Raw genomic sequence first — 18,760 nt, 5'->3', positions numbered from 1 at the left:
GGAATGACGCAATGGCTGAGGAGCACGCATGGCCGACTGGATCACCATTGCGAACGATCATCTGTCCGCAGCGATCAACCCGCTCGGCGCGGAACTGTCCTCGCTGAAGGACGCCGCCGGTCGCGAGCTGATGACCGATGCGGACCCTGCCTTCTGGACCGGCCGCGCGCCCTTGCTCTTCCCCGTCGTCGGCAAGCCCGCGGGCGAGGTGATCCGCATCCAGGGCCGCGAATACCCCATGAAGCAGCATGGCTTTGCCCGCCGCCTGCCGTTCACGCTGATCGATCGCGGACCGACGCACGCGACCTTCCGTTTGAAAGACAGCGAAGAGACGCGCGTCCATTACCCCTTCGCCTTCACACTCGACGCGACCTTCCGCCTCGACGGCGCGACGCTGCAAACCGAAATCCTGATCAGCAATCGAAACCCGAACGAAATGCCCGCGAGCTTCGGTTTCCATCCTGCTTTCGCCTGGCCGCTGCCGGGCGGCGGGGAACGTGGCCAGCACGCCATCACTTTTGGCCAAAATGAGCCGGATGGTGTCCGGCCGATCGCCGATGACGGCACGATCAAGGCCGGCTTTGACCCCTCTCCGCTGGACGGTCGGACGCTCCACCTCGCCGACGATCTGTTCGCGCATGACGCCCTGGTGTGGGACCAGGTCCGCTCCTCCAGCGTCACTTATGGCGCCATTGGCGGGCCGCATCTGCGGATCGACTTCCCCGACGCCCCGATGCTCGGCATCTGGACCAAGCCCGGCGCTCGCTACATTTGCGTCGAACCCTGGCACGGCATCGCAGATCCGGAGGGTTATGCCGGTGAATTCGCCGACAAACCCGGCATCTTCCTCGTTCCGCCGGGCGGTTCCAAGCACATCAGCATGGCAGTAACGCTTCTCCCATGAAACTCGACACGCTCATCGGTGAACCCTGGGGCGACTACGGCCTCGTCGATTGCGGCCACGGGCGAAAGCTGGAGCGCTACGGCGACTATCGCTTCATCCGGCCCGAACCGCAGGCGCTCTGGGCGCCGGCCAGTAACGACTGGAAATCACACGGAGAATTCATTCCTGGCAGCGACGAGGACGGCGGCGGCCAGTGGCATTACACCCGTCCCGTGCCACGCGACGGCTGGTCGCTCGCCTGGGGTGTCGGCCCCGGCACGGTGCGCTTCACCGCGCAGAACACACCCTTCCGCCACCTGGGCTTCTTTCCCGACATGGCGCCAGTCTGGTCCTGGCTGCGTGAGCAGCTGGACGGCGTGGCCGAGCCTGAAGCATTGAATTTGTTTGGTTATACCGGCGTCGGCACACTCGCGCTGTCAGCGGCGGGCGCGAAGATGGTCCATGTCGATGCGTCCAAGAAATCGGTCGAGGCGGCGCGCGCCAATGCGAAGCTTTCCGGTATGGCCGATCGCCCTGTGCGCTGGATCGTCGACGATGCGGCAAAGTTCGTCGCGCGCGAGGTGAGGCGCGGCCGCCGCTATGACGCGATCCTGCTCGATCCGCCCAAATATGGCCGCGGGCCGGATGGCGAGATCTGGCGCCTGGAGGAGCATCTGCCCGGCCTGATCGCGGATTGCCGCCAGCTGCTCGATGGCAACTCGCGCGCGCTGTTCCTCACCGTCTATGCCGTGCGCATGTCCGCGCTGGCGATCGGCGAGATGCTGCGCCAGGTGTTCGCCGATCTCCCGGGTAAGGTGGAATGTGGCGAGCTTGGCGTGCGCGAAGAGGCGCGCGGCTTGGTGCTGCCGACCGCGATCTGGGCGCGCTGGTCCAACGCGTGACTTGCACCCTGCATCGCGCGCTCCCAGATGCAGGGAAAGTTACGGAGAACAGTCGCCCATGGATCAGTTGAACCTGTCGGAAGCCGAATGGAAACAGCGGCTTACGCCCGAACAATATCATGTGCTGCGTGAGGCAGGCACCGAGCGGGCGTTCGCCGGCAAGTACAATGATTACAAGGCTGACGGCATCTATCATTGCGCGGCCTGCGCGCTGGAATTGTTCGACAGCGCCGACAAATATGATTCGGGATCGGGCTGGCCCAGCTTTACCCAGCCGATTGCGGCTGATGCGGTGACCGATCATCGCGACACCAGCCATGGCATGATCCGGATCGAATCGCGCTGCGGACGGTGCGACAGCCACCTTGGCCATGTGTTCCCCGATGGCCCGCCGCCGACGGGACTGCGTTACTGCATGAACTCCGTCAGCCTCGATTTCCGCGCTCGCAAGTAAGCGGCTTCGCCACGCCGGTTTGCGCCGGCGCGGTGGAGGTAGCTCATCTTGTTAAGCACAGCCTAAGCTTCTATCCCACAAGGCGCTTCGATGGCCCGCGCCCCTGCCCCCCGTTCGCCTTGGCGCCGCCGCCTGTCGATCACGATCAAGTTGCTGATCGCGCTCGCGGTGCTGGCGGTTGGTGCCCTTGTCACCGCGGTTTACATCGCGCGTGCGCAGCTGCCCTCGTTTGAAGAGCTGAAATCCTCACCGAACGGTCAGATGATTCGCGTGCATGCGGTGGACGGCACGGTTCTCGTCTCCATCGGGCCAAGCTATGGTGAGTGGCTGCCGTTCGATCGAATTCCGCGCGTGATGCGCGATGCGACCATCGCCGTTGAGGACAAGCGCTTCTACAGCCATGTCGGCGTGGATCCGATCGGCGTCGCACGATCGGTCAAGGTCCGCCTGGATCGGGGGCGCTGGGTGCAGGGCGGCTCCACGATTACGCAGCAGCTCGCGCGTAACGTCTTCCTTAACAATCAGAAGAAGTTCGGCCGCAAGTTCCGCGAATGGATCCTCGCGCTCGCTATGGAGCGCAAGTTCACCAAGGATCAGGTGCTCGAACTTTACCTGAACAAGGTTTACTATGGCGGCGGCGCTTATGGGATCGACGCGGCGTCGCGCAAGTTCTTCGGTCATGGCGCCAACCGGCTCTCGCTGAGTGAAGCGGCGATTATTGCCGGGTTGGTGAAGGCGCCATCCAATTACTCTCCCACCGCAGACGCTCAGGCGGCTGTTGATCGGGCGCAGGTGGTGCTGCGCGTGATGGCTGAGAATGGCGTGATCAGCGCCAGCGAGGCGGCGGATGCCGACCCGAATGCCGTGAAGCTTGCACCCGAGCCCAAGCAAAACAGCGTGCGTTACTTCACCGATTGGGCGTTGCCGCAGCTGGAATTGTTGATCGATGAAACCGAACGACCGCTGGAGGTCTGGACCACGCTCGATCTCAACATGCAGAGGGCTGCTGACGCTGCGATCCGGGCCAATGCTCCGGGTGGTGCCCAGGGCGCTCTTGTCGCCCTCGATCGCGACGGGGCTGTGCGGGCCATGGTCGGCGGCAAGGACTATGTGTCCTCGATCTACAACCGCGCAACCCAAGCGCAGCGCCAGCCAGGCTCTGCGTTCAAGCTGTTCGTTTATCTGGCTGCGCTGGAAGCGGGGATGACCCCTGAGTCGACGGTGGTAGACGAGCCAGTGACGATTGGCGGATGGAGCCCCCGCAACAGTTCGCGGCGCTTCTCCGGGCAAGTGACGTTGCGCACTGCCTTTGCGTATTCCTTGAACACCGTCGCGGCGAAGCTGGGGCAGCAGGTCGGCTTTACGACTGTCGCCGACATGGCCCGCCGCTTCGGCATCACATCGTCCATCAACACGCATCCGTCGATGGTGCTTGGCACATCCGACGTGCGACTGATCGACATGACGCGCGCGTTCGCAAGCGTCGCAAACAAGGGCGTTGCGGTGACGCCGTTCGGCATCACCAAAGTGACGGCGAACAACGAGGTGATCTACGAACATGAGGTAGATCGCAGCCGCGTGCTTGTGGCGCCTTATGTAGCGGCTCAGATGACGGACCTGCTGCAGACCGCGGTTAACACCGGCACTGGCCGTGCCGCACAGATCGGTCGCCCCGTGGCTGGTAAGACGGGCACCACTTCTTCGTCGAAGGACGGGTGGTTCCTGGGCTTCTCCTCTGGTCTCACGACCGGAGTATGGATGGGCCGCGATGACGCGAAGCCAATTGGCGGATTGCAGGGCGGTGCCGCCCCCGCACGCGCTTTTGCCCAGTTCATGGGCAAGGCGGTGGCGGCACGGCCCATTGAGCAGTTCGAGACGGAAGTAACCCTGCCCGAGTGGCAGCTGGAGCCAGACGAAGAGAGCTATTTCGGAGAGCCCGACAACAGCATCTTCGTGGATGAAAGCGGCGCCCCGGTTGCGGTTGATGGCGTGCCCGTGCCCGACGAAAGCTATGGACGCGGTATCGAGCGTCCTTCGCCGCGTGGCGAACGGCCAGTGCCCGAAGGCTATGATGAGGAGCCTTCGGCACCGGCCGCCCTAGACCAGCGCCTGGACCAGGACTGGATCGATCGGGTGACCGGGCGCGAGCCGCCGCGCGAGTCCCGCCGCGATCGCCGGCCTCAGCCGCCCCCTATTGAAGAACGACCGTACCAGTGAAGCGAGGCGCCATTGGCGCGCAGCCATTGCCGATGCGGGCTAGGATCACTGCCGTACAGCGCTTCGACCAGCGCATGAAAGGCGGGTGAGTGATTCATGTGGACGCAGTGCGCGACTTCATGAGCAGCGGTCGCCTGTCGTACTGCGGCCGGTGCAAATATCAGGCGCCAGCTATACCGGATTGCGCCGTTGCTGCTGCAACTGCCCCAGCGCCCCCGCGGATCGCCGACCGTCACCCGATCAACAGCAACCTTTGCACGGGCGGCGTAAAAGGCGCTGTCGGCCTTGAGCAGCCGTAGCGCTTCTCGACGGAACCACGCTTCCACCCGCCGGGCGATCGTTGCTTCCGGGCCGGAGAGGAGCAAACGATCTCCGTCGCGCCGCACGATCCGCGATGGACCTTCGCGCCAGTCGATTGTCAGCATCTCGTCGTCGACCGGAATCATTGCCCCAGGCACAAAGGGCCGCGCCTGCGGCAAGTTGGCGCGCTGGGCCGCGATCCACTCGCGGTGACCGGCCGCCCATGCCAGCGCCTTGCTGGTCGAAGCACGTTTGGGGACCGTCAGGCGAATACGACCGGTTGCGGGATCAAATGCCAGCTTTACCCGCCGCGCGGTGGGGTGGCGGACGATCTCGATGTCTTCGGTCACGGCTGGGTAGGGAGAGGCAGATCAGCGAGGCCGTGGGCGATCACAGGCGGCGGTCGGTCATGTGATATTCGAGTTCGCCGGCGTCGTCCTCGCTGATCGTCCAACCGCGCACCGACTCGCCTGCTTGGTGCACAGCCTCGCGATCACCGGAGACGAGATAGTGCCAGTCCGGCAGTTGTTCACCGTGGAGGCGCAGGCGGTATGCACAGGTGGTGGGCAGCCATTCGATCGCATCGACGTTGCGCATCGAAAGGCGCACGCACTCAGAGACGTAGGCGTGACGATGCCGGTAGTTGGAGCATTGCCCACTACGTCGATCGAGCAACCGGCAGGCGACGTTGGTCGGGAAGAGTTCGCCCGTTTCCTCATCCTCCAATTTGTGGAGGCAGCATTTGCCGCAACCGTCGCACAGCGCTTCCCACTGTGCGCGGTCCAGCTTTTCGAGCGGCGTATCTTCCCAGAAGCGGTTCATTCAGCCCAGCGTTTGATCTCGTCAGCGATCGCCTGTGGCGCCCCGTCCTGCGGCAGCAGGGCAAGCGGCTTGCCCTCGGGCGACATCAAATAAGCCTGGCGGCTGTGATCCATCAGATAGCCGCCGGTGGTGCCTTTCCCCCGTTGATAGAAGATAGCGAACTCTTTGGCCACCTTGGAGATTTCCTCCGGCGTGCCGGTCAGCCCAATCATGCGCGGGTGAAAGGCAGACACGAACTGTTTCAAGACCGCCGGCGTATCCCGCTCCGGATCGACGGTGATGAACACCGGGACGATCTCTTTCGCCAGCGCAGGATCGCTCTGTTCAAGAAGCTTCAGCCCGGCAGCCAGATTCTGGACATCAACGGGGCAGACATCAGGGCAGAAAGTGTAGCCAAAATACATGATGCGGTACCGGCCAGCTAGGGCGGAGTCGGACAAGCGCTTCCCGTCCTGATCGACGAGCGTGAACGGGCCCCCGATGCGTGCTCCTTCCAACGGCGGGCTGACCGGCGACTGAGCCGGGGAGCAGGCGAGAAGGGCGAGTGGCGCGAGCCAGGTGAATGGTCGGACGTTCATGGCACGAGCAGCCTTGATCTGTTAGGGCGGCCATCGCAACCATCAGATGGATCGTTTGCCCGTGAAGACGCTTAGCCGCCTGTTCGTCCCCGTCCTGATCCTCGCGGCGCTACCTGCCGCGGCCCAGCAGCAGTCGCAAGGCTACAAGTTCCTCGAAGCGGTGCGTAAATCGAACGGCGACGAGGTCGTGAAGATGCTCGACCAGCCGGGCCAGCGCATCGTCAACGCACGGGATGTCACCACGGGTGAGGGCGCGCTGCACATCGTGACGAAGCGGGGGGACGCAACCTATCTTCGCTTCCTGCTTGCACGGGGCGCTGATCCGAACATGCGCGACGGCCGCGGCGACACGCCGCTGCTCCTTGCGGTGCAATATGGCCAGCACGCGATCGTCGACCTCCTTGCCGCCGCGAAGGCCAATCCGAATCTCGGCAACGGGGGCGGGGAGACCCCGCTGATCCGCGCCGTGCAGAAGCGTGATCTCGCGCTCGTGCGCAGCCTCTTGGCCGCGGGGGCAAATCCAGACCAGACCGATAACGTGGCCGGCATGTCGGCGCGGGACTACGCCAGGGCTGACGCGCGTGCCCCGGCTATTGCCAAGCTGATCGACGAAAAGCCCAAACAAGCAGTTCGCGCAGTGGCTGGGCCGCGAATGTAATCCGAGGGGGGCGGGAGCGTGCCCGCTCTTCGCTGCAGTTTCGCAATACATCTGTGATGGCCGCGGGCGTTTTCCGCGGCCACTACTTTTTGCGTGCTGAACGCCGAGCCACCGTGGCGTGCGCATTCTTTCCTCGAGCTTGCAGAAGCGCTGGAACGATCGGGTGGCCTCGCGCGTCTTGATCCGGACAAAACGTCCGTTTAACAGCCTCTCCCCCCCAGGTGCCCCCCTGGCACCACCAGTCGCGAGTTCCGTGATGACCGAATCTCAGGTCGGCGAAGATCAGTCGATTGACGTGCAGGATGATGGCTCCAGCGGGCGCAAGTCGCTCAGCGCGCGGACGAAGTTGGTCCTGGCGTTGGTTGCCGTTGTCGTGCTTGCCGGGGGTGGGTTGTGGTTCCTCCGATACCAAACCACCGGCAAATACCTGCAGGAAACCAACGATGCGCAGCTGGCGGCCGATATGGTCACGGTTGCGCCGCGGGTGGCCGGCTATGTCGCTGACGTTCTCGTGTCGGAAAATCAGGACGTAACGGCGGGCCAGCCGCTCCTGCGGATCGACCCGCGAAACGCGCGCGCACAAGCGGCACAGGCAGAGGCGCAGATCGCGGTCGCCATGGCACAAGCGGATGCGGTCCGCGCCCAGATCCGCGAGCAATATGCCACGATCGAGCAAGCAAGGGCTCAACTGGCCGCTGCACGCGCCAAGGCGGCCTTCGATGCAGGCGAGGTGGCGCGATATCGGCCGCTCGCTGCATCGGGTGCGGAAAGTCGCCAGCAACTCGCACAGCTTGAGGTCACGGCGCGGCAGTCGGCGGAAAACGTACGGGCACAGGAAGCCGTTTTGGCGATGCAGCAGCGCCGGGTCGCTTCACTCGAAAGCCAGGTACGGCAAGGGCAGGCGCAGGGGCAGGCCGCGCGGGCGCAACTGGCCGCTGCTAATGTGGATGTGGGCGCAACCGTCATTCGCGCAGCCATCGCGGGGCGGATCGGCAACAAAACGGTGACCGTCGGCCAATTCGTGCAAGCTGGTACGCGGCTGATGTCGATCGTGCCCTTGGACAAGCTCTATATCAGGGCAAATTTCAAGGAGACGCAGCTCGCGCTGATGCGGCCCGGCCAGCCAGCCACGATCAAGGTCGATGCGCTGGGCGGAATGGAACTCGGCGGGCGCGTAGAAAGTCAGGCGCCGGGGACCGGTGCGCAATTCTCCTTGCTTCCGCCGCAGAACGCCACGGGGAATTTCACGAAGATCACCCAGCGCGTTCCGGTGCGCATCTCGATAGAAGCAACACCGGCGGCTCGCCGGTTGCTCGTACCCGGCTTGTCTCTGACCGTAACGGTGAACACGAAGTCCGCACGCGAAGAGCTCGAGCGCATTCGCGAACAGCAGGAAACGGTTCAAGCAAATCAGCGGGCGCGCTGACGTGGCGAGCTTGGCACCTGCGGCGCCGCGGACCGGCACAAAGCGTGCAGATCTCGGCGCCTGGCTGGCCGTCGCGGCAGGAACTTTGGGCGCGTTCATGGCGACCCTCGATATCTCGATCGTCAATTCTGCCCTGCCCACCATCCAAGGGGAGATAGGGGCGAGCGGGACGGAGGGAACGTGGATCGCCACCGCCTATCTTGTCGCGGAGATCGTGATCATTCCGATGGCGGCCTGGCTCGAGCGGATGCTCGGTCTGAGGACATTTCTGCTGTTGGCTGCCGCACTGTTCACGGCATTTTCAGTGGTGTGCGGGCTTTCCACGAGTCTGCCGATGATGATCGTCGGGCGGATCGGGCAAGGCTTTACCGGCGGGGCGATGATCCCGACGGCACAAACCATCATCGCGCAGCGGCTGCCGCCCGCCCAACAGCCGATCGGCATCGCCGCCTTTGGTGTGACTGCCATTCTTGGGCCCGTGCTCGGCCCGCTGATCGGTGGGTGGCTCACCGAGAATATCAGCTGGCACTATGCCTTTTTCATCAATGTGCCGATTTGCGCGGTGCTGGTGACCTTGCTTCTGCTTGGGCTGCGGCACGAAAAATCCAACCTGCATCTCATCCGCGAGGCGGATTGGCTCGGGATCGTCGGCCTGGCGCTTGGTCTGGGTGGCCTGACCGTCCTTCTGGAGGATGGGCAGCGCGAACAATGGTTTGACTCCAGCCTGATTCGCTGGATGTTCGTGATCAGTCTGGTCGGTTTCGGGCTGCTCTTCTGGGGTCAGGCGACCGCCAAACGGCCGATCATCAAGTTAAAGCTCCTTTTAGACCGGCAGTTCGGCGCTGTGGCGCTCATGGGCATGGTGTTGGGCATGGTGTTGTACGGCACCAGCTATGCCATCCCGCAATTCCTGGCCACGTTGGCGGATTACAATGCCCTTCAGTCCGGGAAGGTGGTGCTGCTATCCGGCTTGCCGAGCCTGTTTCTGATGGCGATCGTACCGCTGCTGCTCAGGAGAGTGGATATCCGCCTAGCTGTCGCTGGCGGCCTCCTGATCATGGGAAGTTCCGCGCTTCTGGACTCCAACCTGACCGCGCAATCGAGTGGAGGTGATTTCACCATCTCGCAGTTGATGCGGGGCGTCGGGCAGATCCTCGGCATGTTGTTCCTCAGCCAGGCCGTGGTCCGGTCCGTGCCGGCAGAGGATGCCGGCGACGCATCCGGGCTGTTCAACGCAGTGCGCAATCTGGGTGGCAGCTTTGCGCTCGCGGGTATCTCGATCCTCCAGGACAAGCGCCTATGGTACCATTCGCGGCGCCTTGAGGAATCGCTCGGTGCCAACAGCCAGAGCGTTCAGGATTACGTCGGGTCCCTGACGCAGGCGGTCGGTGACCAGGAGGCCGGTCTTCGGCTCCTATCGCAGCAGATCCAGGCGGAGGCGCTCGTGATGACCTATAACGACATATTCTGGATCATGGGGGTGGGAACATTGGTGGTGTTGCCGCTCGTGCTGTTCCTGCGCCCCCTGCCCAAGGATGCCGGCCCGGCGATGGTGCACTGATGCGGCGACTTGTTTTGCCTTCAGCCCTGGCTCTAGTCGGCGGGTGCACGGTCGGTCCGGACTATAAGGGACCTCCAGCGGCAGCCTCGCAGGCTGTTGATCGCGGCACCTTTGTGCGGGCTCGGGATCCAGCGCTTAGCGCCACACCCGGTCTGGCGCGCTGGTGGGAGGCCCTAGGCGATCCCACCCTTGACGCGCTGGTACAGGATGCCCTGGCGCATAACCCGAGCCTTGATCAGGCAAGCGCCCGTATCCGCGAGGCAGAGGCTCAACTGCGTCAACAGCGGGCCGCGCGCCTCCCGAGCGCCAGCGCCACGGGGCAGTATCTATATGCGGAACTGCCCGGCGTCGGGTTGGGGGCGCCCGGCGGCGGATCCGGGGGCAACGGCGGACAAGATGGTGCGGGAGACGGCGGAACGGCGCTCGAGTTCTACAATGTCGGTCTCAACGTTTCCTGGGAAATCGATCTATTCGGCGGCGGGCGACGCGGCGTCGAGCAGGCGCGCGCTACTGCAGCAGCCCGCGAAGCAGATCTGGCGGATGCGCAGGTCTCTCTCTCCGCACAGGTCGCCCAGGCGTATGTCGCGCTTCGCGATATACAGGCGCGCATCCGGCTGAATGCCGAATCCACCAGGCTTCAGCAGCAGCAGCTTGCGCTGACGCGTCAGCGCGTTGACCGCGGTACCGCCTCCCGATTGCAGCTCGAGCGCCTGCAGAACCAGCTGGAAAATACCGAGGCGGAGGCGATCCCGCTCGGCGCGCAGCGGGACGAGCAGTTGAACCTCTTGGCGGTACTCACCGGGCAGGCACCGGGCGCCGTCGATACCATGCTCGCCGCAGATGCGCCGGTGCCGCTCCCTCCGGCCACCGTACCGATCGGCAATCCGGCCGCATTGATTGCTCAACGTCCGGATATCCGGGCGGCGGAACGGCAGCTGGCGGCTGCCACTGCTGGCGTCGGAGTGAACAAGGCGAAGGAGCTGCCGGGGATCAGCTTCATGGGGCTTCTGGGGCTGGGCGGCACGAAGCCGGGCGACATATTTGACCTCGGAAACCTGACCACCCTGATTGCGCCCTCGCTGAACTGGTCGTTCCTGGATTTCGGACGGGCGCGAGCGGCCACCCGGGCTTCGGAAGCGCAGCGCGACTCGGCAGAGGCCGGGTACCGCCAAGCCGTGCTGGAGGCGCTGCAGGAGGCAGAAACCGCATTGTCGCGGTTCGGCAGCACGCGTGCACAGCTGGGCCGGTTTGCGCAGGCCGAAGCGACCGCGAACCGGGCCGCTGCGCTTAACCGCCAGCGGGTAGAGGCAGGAACAACTACGGTGATCGACCAACTCGACGTGGAGCGGCAACGGATCGCTGCGGCGGCTGCCGTCGCCCAGGCGAAGGCTCAGCTAACGCAGAGCTATATTGCGATAAACAAGGCGCTGGGCCTCGGCTGGCGTGCGCCGAACCCTAACGGGGGCGCAGGCCGTCAAACACCAGGCGCAGCGCTTCGCTGACCTGAGCCGCCACTTCATCCTCGCTCAGAAAGGGCAGCATCACGGTGCTGGCCATACGGGCGGCGAGCACGATGTCGCGCGGCGTGACGGTGAATGCGATCTCGCCGCGTTCCTTGGCGGCGGCGACCGCGGGGGCAAAAATCCGCTCCATCCTGTTGCCTAGCGCCTCAAGGGCGGCGCGGTTGGTTTCGTCCAGTTGCAGATCAGCGGCGATACGCGCGAACAGGGAGGATGCAACGGCGCCGTCCAGCACGAAGCCCGAGAGGATGTCCACAAGCGGGCGGGCGGGATCGATGACCTGTTCCAGCCTGTCAGCCTCACGCGAGAAGATCGCCACCACGAGGGCGTCGCGGTCCTTGAAGTTGCGATAAAGCGTGCCGCGGCCCACGCCCGCGCGCTCCGCAATCGTGTCCAGTGGGACGCGATAGCCCTCCGCGGTGAAGCATAGGACCGCCGAAGCGATCAGGGCTTCGCGTCGTTCCTGCGCGTCGCGCCGCGGCGCGCGGCTGCGGCGCTTGTCTGGCTCGTGCCTCTCCATGCGGGGGCAATATAGGGAGGGCCAGGCGGCTTGTCCCTGGCGGATGACGAATTGGGTGGGGCACTCGCGGCCCAAAACAGGATTGCATTGGGTCAAAACAGTGCATTGCCGGGTTCGATCGGCCTTTCCGGGCGGAGCGATGGCCAGCTGGCTATGCCGTCCGCCAACGTCCGATAGCGAGCGCGCTGGGCAAGGAGTGGCAGCCGATCTAAGCCGTCATTCAGCAGGGTGCGGGTCAATGCCGTCCGGCGCGCAGGAGGGGAAGTGAGATGGAGCACGAAGCCAAGGCGGACCTGTCCCACCTGCGCAAGGTGGTCGGCGCGTCGATGGCCGGCACCATCGTCGAATGGTATGAATTCTTCCTCTACGGCACAGCGGCGACGCTGGTATTCGGCAAGCTGTTCTTTCCGCAGACCGCCAACAATCTGGACGGCATCATCGCGGCCTTTGCCACTTATGCCGTAGGCTTCATCGCGCGACCGCTTGGCGGCGTCGTCCTTGGACACGTCGGAGACCGGATCGGGCGCAAGTCGCTGCTTCAGTTCAGCCTGGTCCTGATCGGGGCGTCGACATTCCTGATGGGCTGCCTGCCGGGGTTCGACGCGATCGGCTATTGGGCGCCGGCGCTGCTGGTGCTGTTGCGGTTCATCCAGGGATTCGCGCTCGGCGGCGAATGGGGCGGGGCCGTCCTGCTGGTGACGGAGCATAGTCCCAACCGGAGCCGCGCCTTCTGGGGCAGCTTTCCCCAGGCCGGCGTGCCGCTGGGCAATGTGCTGGCCACCGTCGTGCTGCTGCTCCTGTCCACCTTCCTATCCGAGGAGGCCTTCCTCGCCTGGGGATGGCGGGTCGCCTTCTGGCTGTCGGTGATCATTATCGCGATCGGCTATTACATCCGCACACAGGTGAGCGATTCCCCGCTGTTCCATGCGGCGCGGGAGGAGGCGGAACGTCGCGCCGATGCCGGGCATGGCGTGACCGAAGTGTTCCGGCGATACCCGCGCGCGGTGTTCAACGCGATGGGGCTGCGGTTCGGCGAGAACATCCTCTATTACATGGTGGTCACGTTCTCGATCACCTACCTGGCCCATCGCGGCATCGCCACGAGCCGTATCCTGGGACTCCTGTTCGTTGGCCACCTGCTGCACGTCGTGGTCATTCCGGCGGCTGGCGCACTGGCCGACCGGCTGGGCCGCCGCCCGATCTACCTTCTGGGGTCCGCACTAGCGATGGCATGGCCGTTCGCCGCATTTCCCATGTTCGACACCGGAGACACGGTCATCATGCTCGCCGCGATCATGGCGGGCCTCGCGGTCCATGGCCTCATGTATGCGCCGCAGCCAGCGATCATGGCGGAGATGTTCCCGACGCGGATGCGCTATTCCGGCGTGTCGCTCGGCTATCAGGTGACCGCAATCGTGGCGGGATCCTGGGCGCCGCTGATCGGGGCGTCGATGTTGCGCGTCTATGACAGCTGGATGCCGCTCGCGATCTATGTCGGCCTGAGCGCGGGCGTCAGCCTGATCGCCGCGATGTTCATGCGGGAAAGCAAGGGATCCTCGCTCAGCGCGCTTGATGCCGACGATCGCCGCCGCATGGCTGGCTGATCACGCCCTCATGATTTTGTCTCCGCGTCCATAAAGTAAAGGCGCTGAATGGCTGATAATAGAGCATGCCAGTTCAGGTGGTGATTCTGGTTGAAGGGAACCGACCTACCTTCGGCGCGGTTATAACCAGCCTCCGCAAAGAGTAATCGGAGGAGGCGTATGAAGATCATCATTGCACTGGCCGCAGCCAGTATTCCGCTCATTGCAGCATCGCCGGCACAGGCTGGCGACAAGCCTTTCCGCGGTGCTGTGTATGACGACAGTAATTCACATTATCTGGATTACAAAACTGATCTGAGCGAAGCCCGGCGCGAACTGCGCAAGGATCTGGCCCGAGCGAACGACCAGGCCGATCGGGTTGACGCATGGGCCGAATATCGACGCGAGGTTGCCGATGCCCGGCATGACTTCGCAAAGGAAATGGCCGAGCGCGGCGTGATCATCAATCGCCGTCCCAGCGTGACGGTAGAGCCCGAGTAACGACGAGCCGGACGCGCGTTCTCCGGTGCGCCAGGTGCGGGCGCCCGGGGGCGCGTTCGCGCTTATGCTTCCTCGGCCACCTTGCCGGTCGCGACGCTTGGCGCGGGATCGCGCTGGCGGCGCAGGCGAAGGCCGACGAACAGCACCGTTGGCCAGAACAGCGTGTTCAACGTATCGCCGATCGTGTCCGGCCAACGCCACGATCCGTGATTGTACCGGTCGATGCACTCGTTGAGCACCTGAAGAACAACGACGCAGGCCAGCGGCACTGGCGTCGCGAGCGAGCGGCGTGTGATCAGCCGCGCCAGCATGAGTACCAGCATGCCGCCATGGACATGGGCCAGCGTGTCGGCGCCGCCTTCAACCATGCTCGCAACAAAGTTCTTGAGCGCGACATAATACATGGGGCGCGCTTAGCGGTTCTGCCCCGCGCCTGTCATCCGCCGCTTTGCCCGATCGTTCGCCCCTTTCCCCAAACAGGACGGCGCTATTCGATCGGCGGCTACGAATGTGCCTCGCGAGCGATGACAAGCGCTGGTAGCTTCGCGTGGGGACATTGGGGGACATATGCGGTTTGGGGGATTATCGATCGTCCTGGTGAGTGCGCTCGCCAGCAATGCGAGCGCGCAGGTGCGGCCGGCGCAGCATCAGGCAACGAACAAGGGCGCGGTCAGTGTGCGGGACGTTCGATACGCGCCGGCCCCGGAATGGGTGATTGCACCGCCCGCCGCCAGCGATGCTCCCCTTCCGCCCGGCGCTCCATTGCGGGTTGTTTATTCCGACAGCCAAGTCCGGGTGAACAGCGGGGTGCAGGAGGAATATCAATCCTGGAAGCTGAAGATCCTTTCTCCGGAAGGACTGGGCGCTGGCAACATCGCGGTTGCCTGGTCACCGGCCAACGAGGAAATGATCGTTCATCGCCTGACGATCATTCGCGACGGCAAGAGCACCGATGTGCTCGCGGGCCAGAAGTTCGCCGTTATCCAGCGCGAGAATGATCTCGAGCAGTCGATGCTTCACGGTGATCTTACCGCAACGCTGCAGGCGGCGGGGCTCCAGATCGGCGACGAACTGGAGTTTGCGGCCACCAAGCGGCGCCGCGGCCTTGCCCCCGCCGAACGCGCGGACGGCTTCATGCAATTCCCGCTGGTGGGCATCCGGGGTGCCTACCGGCTGCGTGTGCTGTCACCCAAGGCCGCCGCGCTGACCTTTCGCAGCGCCGGCGATCTTCCCAGCCCGACGAGCCGCGAGATCGGAACGGAGGTCGAGCATCAATATCTGCTCGTTGATCCTGCATCGGTGAGCCTGCCAGACCAGGCGCCCGTGCGTTATATGGTGAAGCGGCTGGTGCAATTCGGTGATTATCCGGACTGGGCCACCTTGTCCCGGTCGTTCGCTGCGCCCTTTGCCCAGGCGGCCGATCTGGCGGCGGACTCGCCCGTGCGCGCGGAAGCCAATCGGATCGCCGCACAGACCAGCGATCCGGCGCGCCGGGTCGAGGCGGCGCTGCGCGTGGTTCAGGACCGGATCCGTTACGTTTACGTCGGGCTGGACGGCGGCAATTACCGGCCGGCCGGCGCCGACGAGACATGGAGCCGCAAGTTCGGCGATTGCAAGGGCAAGTCCGCACTGCTGATCGCGCTGCTCCGCGAGATGGGGATCACGGCGGAGGCCGTGCTGGTGGCGAGCAAGGGCGGCGACGGCATGGACCAGCGGCTGCCCAGCCCCGCCCTTTTCGATCATGTCGTCGTGCGCGCCACCGTGAACGGCGCGCCCGTCTGGCTGGACGGCACGCGTCTGGGGGACCGTTCGCTCGCGACACTCGATCCGCCGCTGTCCCGCTGGGTCCTGCCGCTGAGGGCCGACGGCGGCGCGCTTGAGCCGCTCGCCTTCCCGGCCCCGCGCCTGCCGAACCGCGTCGAAGTGGTGGACATCGATGCCTCCGCCGGGTTCGACAAGCCGGCTCGATATCGTATCCAGCAGACGCTGCGCGGCGACGAGATCTACGCCATTCGCGCCCAGCTTGCCGGAGTGGCGACGAGCGATGCGGACAAGATGCTGGCCGCTTACTGGCGCCAGCAATATCCCGCCGTCGAAGCATCAAATACGAGCTGGCGCTTTGACGAGGACAACCGCCTGCTGGTGCTTGGTCTGACCGGCGAGGGTAAGATGGACTGGGAGGGCGACGCCAAGGACGGCCATACCCATTATCTCTTCGGCGGGGGCTTTCCGCCGCCGTCCGAACTGAACCGGCCGAAGGATCAGCCGCAGGACGCGCCCTATGCGAACGACTATCCCGCATTTTCCTGCTACGCGACAACGGTGAAGGTGCCGCCGGCCGGCAAGGGTTTTCGCTGGTCCTTTTCCTCGAAGCCGATGGACCGGACGCTCGGCGGCATCTCCTACTGGCGGATCTCGTCCTTCGACGGGCAGGTCGCCCGCATGGTGAAGAGCCGCCGGGTCGATGCGCCCGAGATCAGCGCAGCCGAAGCGGCGGCGCTCAACGCGGCCATCGCCGGCTTTGACAATAACAAATCCTATGTCTGGGAAGTGACCGGTAAGGCAAGCACGATAGCGGCAGACGCCACGAGCCGCTTCGGCAGCTTCGAGGATTTCGCCAGCGCCACCCCGCCCTGCCAGAGCCAGGTTCGGACGACCGCAACGACAACGGCGGGCGCGGGGGCAAACTAACTGGCTGCGCCAAGGGGGCCAATCGCGCTAGGGACGGAGCCATGGAAAACCGCTCCGACCCCTCCGCCGGTGCACCGGCGGGATTGACCTATACCGGCTATCTCCGGCTGGACGAGCTTCTCGCCTGCCAGACGCCGTTGTCCGATACGCATGACGAGATGCTGTTCATCGTCATCCATCAGGCGTCCGAACTGTGGATGAAATTGTGCCTTCATGAACTGACCGCCGCGCGCCGGGCGATCGCCGAGGATCGCCTGGACGCCGCGTTCAAGATGATGGCCCGCGTCGCGAGGATCCAGCAGCAGCTGATCGGCAGCTGGGAGATACTGGCGACGATTACGCCGGCCGATTATTCCGCCATGCGCGACAAGCTCGGCTCCAGCTCCGGCTTCCAGTCGCACCAGTATCGCGCGATGGAGTTCCTGATGGGGAACAAGAACGCTGGCATGATCCGCGTGTTCGCCGATGCACCGGCTTTCCAAGCGATGCTTCAGGACGCTCTGGAGCAGCCGAGCATCTATGACGAGGCGCTCCGCGCGCTGGCGCGGGCGGGGCTGCCGGTACCGGAGGCGCAGCTGACGCGCGACGTTACCCAGCCCTATGAGGCGTCCGAGGCGGTGGAAGCCTGCTGGCGCCAGGTGTATGCGGAGCCCGAACGGTATTGGAACCTCTATGAACTGGCGGAGAAGCTGGTTGATCTGGAATATCGTTTCCAACTGTGGCGGTTCGGCCATCTGAAGACGGTGGAGCGCGTGATCGGGTTCAAGCGCGGGACCGGCGGCACCGCTGGCGTGCCGTATCTGGCGCGGGTGATCGACCAGGTGTTCTTCCCCGAACTGCTGACGGTGAGGGCCGTGCTGTGACGGCCTGGCCCAAGCTTGCCGAGGTTCAGGCGATCGACCTCGCCGATCCGCTCAGCCCTTGCCGCGCGCGTTTTGCGCTGCCGAAGGGGGTGACGTACCTCGATGGCAATTCGCTGGGCGCCTTGCCGTGCGCCACGCCGGCCCGGGTGGCGGCTGCGATTGCGGGGGAGTGGGGCGAGGACCTGATCGCCAGCTGGAACAAGCATGGCTGGATCGACGCGCCTGCGCGGTTGGGCGCGCGCATCGCGCCGCTGATCGGGGCAGCGGCGGACGAGGTGATCGTGGCCGATTCCACGTCGGCGAACCTCTTCAAGCTGATCACTGCCGCCTGCCTCGCCGCCCCCGGCCGTTCCACGATCCTGACCGAGCCCGGCAATTTTCCGACCGACCTGTATATTGCGCAGGGGGTGGCGGCGATGCTGCCCGATCGCCGCGTGCGGACCGTTCCGGCGAGCGAGATTGCCGGGGCGATCGACGGCGATACGGCGATCGTGGTGCTCACCCATGTCCACTACAAGACAGGCGCGAAGCTGGACATGGCCGGCCTTACCGCGGCCGCCCATGCGGCGGGCGCGCTGATCCTTTGGGATCTCAGCCATAGCGCCGGCGCGGTGGAGATCGACCTTGATGGATGCGATGCCGATCTCGCGGTCGGCTGCGGCTACAAATATCTGAACGGCGGGCCAGGCGCCCCGGCGTTCCTCTATGTCGCGCGGCGATGGCAGGGGCAGTTGCGGTCACCGCTGACCGGCTGGATGGGGCATGGCGCGCCGTTCGACTTCGGCGACGATTATGCGCCGGCGAATGGCATGAAGCGGTTCCTGTGTGGCACGCCGCCGATCCTCGGCATGGCTGCGCTCGACGCGGGGCTCGATACCTTTGACGGCGTCGCGATAGCGGATGTGACGGCGAAGAGCCGGTCGCTCAGCGAGTTGCTGATCGCCGGGATCGAGCAGCGGTGCGTCGGCGCGGGCTTTACCATCGTAACGCCGCGCGATCCCGATGCGCGCGGTAGCCATGTCAGCGTGGCGCATGATCACGCCTGGGAGATTTGCCAGGCGCTGATTGCGCGCGGCGTGATCGGCGACTTCCGCGCGCCCGATGTCCTGCGGCTCGGGCTGACGCCGCTGTACACCTCGCATGAGGATGTGTGGCGCGCGGTGGAGATGCTGGCCGAGGTCATGGCCACGGGAGCGTGGCGCGACCCTGCTTATGCTATTCGCGCAGCGGTGACGTGATCGCTTGGGCCGACGAGGGTCCGCGGCGAAAACCCCTCGTCTT

18 protein-coding genes are annotated in these 18,760 nt (G+C 64.8%); 13 read left to right on the top strand and 5 right to left on the bottom strand.

From position 1 onward, the window contains the following. Nucleotides 1–28: 28 nt before the first annotated feature. The 4 genes from LK535_RS11235 to LK535_RS11220 all read left to right on the top strand — a co-directional run bounded on the left by LK535_RS11235 (nt 29) and on the right by LK535_RS11220 (nt 4,456). Nucleotides 29–904, top strand: coding sequence for an aldose 1-epimerase family protein (locus tag LK535_RS11235; protein ID WP_227772005.1), 876 nt, complete (start codon nt 29–31; stop codon nt 902–904). Next, the gene (locus LK535_RS11230) at nt 901–1,785 is read left to right on the top strand and encodes a class I SAM-dependent methyltransferase (protein ID WP_227772004.1); all 885 of its coding nucleotides are present in this window, start codon (nt 901–903) and stop codon (nt 1,783–1,785) included. Before LK535_RS11235 ends, LK535_RS11230 begins: the two co-directional genes overlap by 4 nt. A 58-nt stretch (nt 1,786–1,843) precedes the next feature. Then, a complete protein-coding gene (msrB, locus tag LK535_RS11225) occupies nt 1,844–2,239 on the top strand; it encodes a peptide-methionine (R)-S-oxide reductase MsrB (protein ID WP_227772003.1) in 396 nt (131 codons plus the stop codon). A gap of 90 nt (nt 2,240–2,329) precedes the next feature. Then, entirely contained in the window at nt 2,330–4,456 is a 2,127-nt protein-coding gene (locus tag LK535_RS11220) for a transglycosylase domain-containing protein (protein ID WP_227772002.1), read from the top strand. Here LK535_RS11220 and LK535_RS11215 read toward each other — a convergent pair. Genes LK535_RS11215 through LK535_RS11205 form a run of 3 tightly spaced genes read right to left on the bottom strand, consistent with a single transcriptional unit; the run spans nt 4,420 to nt 6,156 of the window. Continuing rightward, a complete protein-coding gene (locus LK535_RS11215; protein WP_227772001.1) occupies nt 4,420–5,106 on the bottom strand; it encodes a M48 family metallopeptidase in 687 nt (228 codons plus the stop codon). The genes LK535_RS11220 and LK535_RS11215 overlap by 37 nt on opposite strands. 40 nt (nt 5,107–5,146) lie before the next feature. Then, on the bottom strand, nt 5,147–5,578 hold the full coding sequence (locus LK535_RS11210) for a YcgN family cysteine cluster protein (protein WP_227772000.1): 432 nt from the start codon (nt 5,576–5,578) through the stop codon (nt 5,147–5,149). Next, entirely contained in the window at nt 5,575–6,156 is a 582-nt protein-coding gene (locus LK535_RS11205) for an SCO family protein (RefSeq protein ID WP_227771999.1), read from the bottom strand. The genes LK535_RS11210 and LK535_RS11205 overlap by 4 nt, the downstream gene beginning before the upstream one ends. Before the next feature lie 46 nt (nt 6,157–6,202). Between LK535_RS11205 and LK535_RS11200 the strand changes: the two genes are divergently transcribed. The 4 genes from LK535_RS11200 to LK535_RS11185 all read left to right on the top strand — a co-directional run bounded on the left by LK535_RS11200 (nt 6,203) and on the right by LK535_RS11185 (nt 11,303). Next, nucleotides 6,203–6,814: an ankyrin repeat domain-containing protein gene (locus LK535_RS11200; RefSeq protein ID WP_227771998.1), complete on the top strand. Its 612-nt coding sequence runs from the start codon at nt 6,203–6,205 to the stop codon at nt 6,812–6,814. Nucleotides 6,815–7,070: 256 nt separating this feature from the next. Beyond that, entirely contained in the window at nt 7,071–8,240 is a 1,170-nt protein-coding gene (locus LK535_RS11195; RefSeq protein WP_227771997.1) for an HlyD family secretion protein, read from the top strand. Further along, a complete protein-coding gene (locus tag LK535_RS11190; protein ID WP_415837134.1) occupies nt 8,224–9,801 on the top strand; it encodes an MDR family MFS transporter in 1,578 nt (525 codons plus the stop codon). Before LK535_RS11195 ends, LK535_RS11190 begins: the two co-directional genes overlap by 17 nt. Further along, on the top strand, nt 9,801–11,303 hold the full coding sequence (locus tag LK535_RS11185; RefSeq protein ID WP_227771995.1) for an efflux transporter outer membrane subunit: 1,503 nt from the start codon (nt 9,801–9,803) through the stop codon (nt 11,301–11,303). The genes LK535_RS11190 and LK535_RS11185 overlap by 1 nt, the downstream gene beginning before the upstream one ends. Here the strand turns inward: LK535_RS11185 and LK535_RS11180 are convergent. Continuing rightward, nucleotides 11,257–11,841, bottom strand: a complete 585-nt coding sequence (locus tag LK535_RS11180; RefSeq protein WP_227771994.1) for a TetR/AcrR family transcriptional regulator — start codon at nt 11,839–11,841, stop codon at nt 11,257–11,259. The two genes, LK535_RS11185 and LK535_RS11180, sit on opposite strands and share 47 nt — an antisense overlap. A gap of 269 nt (nt 11,842–12,110) precedes the next feature. Here LK535_RS11180 and LK535_RS11175 point away from each other — a divergent pair, with 269 nt between their 5' ends. Both LK535_RS11175 and LK535_RS11170 read left to right on the top strand, forming a co-directional pair. Beyond that, on the top strand, nt 12,111–13,445 hold the full coding sequence (locus LK535_RS11175) for an MFS transporter (RefSeq protein WP_227771993.1): 1,335 nt from the start codon (nt 12,111–12,113) through the stop codon (nt 13,443–13,445). A 159-nt stretch (nt 13,446–13,604) separates the two neighbouring features. Next, nucleotides 13,605–13,925 (top strand): hypothetical protein, encoded by a 321-nt coding sequence (locus tag LK535_RS11170; RefSeq protein ID WP_227771992.1) that lies wholly within the window; start codon nt 13,605–13,607, stop codon nt 13,923–13,925. 62 nt (nt 13,926–13,987) lie between these two features. On the opposite strand, the gene LK535_RS11165 is transcribed toward LK535_RS11170, so the two are convergent. Then, nucleotides 13,988–14,329: a hypothetical protein gene (locus LK535_RS11165; RefSeq protein WP_227771991.1), complete on the bottom strand. Its 342-nt coding sequence runs from the start codon at nt 14,327–14,329 to the stop codon at nt 13,988–13,990. Nucleotides 14,330–14,492: 163 nt separating this feature from the next. On the opposite strand from LK535_RS11165, the gene LK535_RS11160 reads away from it, so the two are divergent. Genes LK535_RS11160 through kynU form a run of 3 tightly spaced genes read left to right on the top strand, consistent with a single transcriptional unit; the run spans nt 14,493 to nt 18,717 of the window. Further along, on the top strand, nt 14,493–16,616 hold the full coding sequence (locus tag LK535_RS11160) for a DUF3857 domain-containing transglutaminase family protein (RefSeq protein ID WP_227771990.1): 2,124 nt from the start codon (nt 14,493–14,495) through the stop codon (nt 16,614–16,616). 41 nt (nt 16,617–16,657) lie between these two features. After that, on the top strand, nt 16,658–17,479 hold the full coding sequence (gene kynA / locus LK535_RS11155; RefSeq protein WP_227771989.1) for a tryptophan 2,3-dioxygenase: 822 nt from the start codon (nt 16,658–16,660) through the stop codon (nt 17,477–17,479). After that, nucleotides 17,476–18,717, top strand: a complete 1,242-nt coding sequence (gene kynU / locus LK535_RS11150; RefSeq protein WP_227771988.1) for a kynureninase — start codon at nt 17,476–17,478, stop codon at nt 18,715–18,717. Before kynA ends, kynU begins: the two co-directional genes overlap by 4 nt. Nucleotides 18,718–18,760: the final 43 nt, after the last annotated feature.

This window comes from Sphingomonas sp. IC4-52 (genome assembly GCF_020707225.1).
Taxonomy (GTDB): Bacteria; Pseudomonadota; Alphaproteobacteria; order Sphingomonadales; family Sphingomonadaceae; genus Sphingomonas.
Note: the sequence above shows the minus strand (reverse complement) of the source record. Positions and strands in the feature narration are given on the sequence as shown.

Bases quoted from the DNA above. Each gene is read 5' to 3' on its own strand.
- LK535_RS11205 (WP_227771999.1), bottom strand. From the start codon at position 6,156: ATGAACGTCCGACCATTCACCTGGCTCGCGCCACTCGCCCTTCTCGCC.
- LK535_RS11185 (WP_227771995.1), top strand. From the start codon at position 9,801: ATGCGGCGACTTGTTTTGCCTTCAGCCCTGGCTCTAGTCGGCGGGTGC.
- LK535_RS11210 (WP_227772000.1), bottom strand. From the start codon at position 5,578: ATGAACCGCTTCTGGGAAGATACGCCGCTCGAAAAGCTGGACCGCGCA.
- LK535_RS11170 (WP_227771992.1), top strand. From the start codon at position 13,605: ATGAAGATCATCATTGCACTGGCCGCAGCCAGTATTCCGCTCATTGCA.
- LK535_RS11160 (WP_227771990.1), top strand. From the start codon at position 14,493: ATGCGGTTTGGGGGATTATCGATCGTCCTGGTGAGTGCGCTCGCCAGC.
- LK535_RS11165 (WP_227771991.1), bottom strand. From the start codon at position 14,329: ATGTATTATGTCGCGCTCAAGAACTTTGTTGCGAGCATGGTTGAAGGC.
- msrB (WP_227772003.1), top strand. From the start codon at position 1,844: ATGGATCAGTTGAACCTGTCGGAAGCCGAATGGAAACAGCGGCTTACG.
- LK535_RS11235 (WP_227772005.1), top strand. From the start codon at position 29: ATGGCCGACTGGATCACCATTGCGAACGATCATCTGTCCGCAGCGATC.
- LK535_RS11195 (WP_227771997.1), top strand. From the start codon at position 7,071: ATGACCGAATCTCAGGTCGGCGAAGATCAGTCGATTGACGTGCAGGAT.
- LK535_RS11230 (WP_227772004.1), top strand. From the start codon at position 901: ATGAAACTCGACACGCTCATCGGTGAACCCTGGGGCGACTACGGCCTC.
- LK535_RS11200 (WP_227771998.1), top strand. From the start codon at position 6,203: ATGGATCGTTTGCCCGTGAAGACGCTTAGCCGCCTGTTCGTCCCCGTC.
- LK535_RS11220 (WP_227772002.1), top strand. From the start codon at position 2,330: ATGGCCCGCGCCCCTGCCCCCCGTTCGCCTTGGCGCCGCCGCCTGTCG.
- LK535_RS11175 (WP_227771993.1), top strand. From the start codon at position 12,111: ATGGAGCACGAAGCCAAGGCGGACCTGTCCCACCTGCGCAAGGTGGTC.
- LK535_RS11180 (WP_227771994.1), bottom strand. From the start codon at position 11,841: ATGGAGAGGCACGAGCCAGACAAGCGCCGCAGCCGCGCGCCGCGGCGC.
- kynA (WP_227771989.1), top strand. From the start codon at position 16,658: ATGGAAAACCGCTCCGACCCCTCCGCCGGTGCACCGGCGGGATTGACC.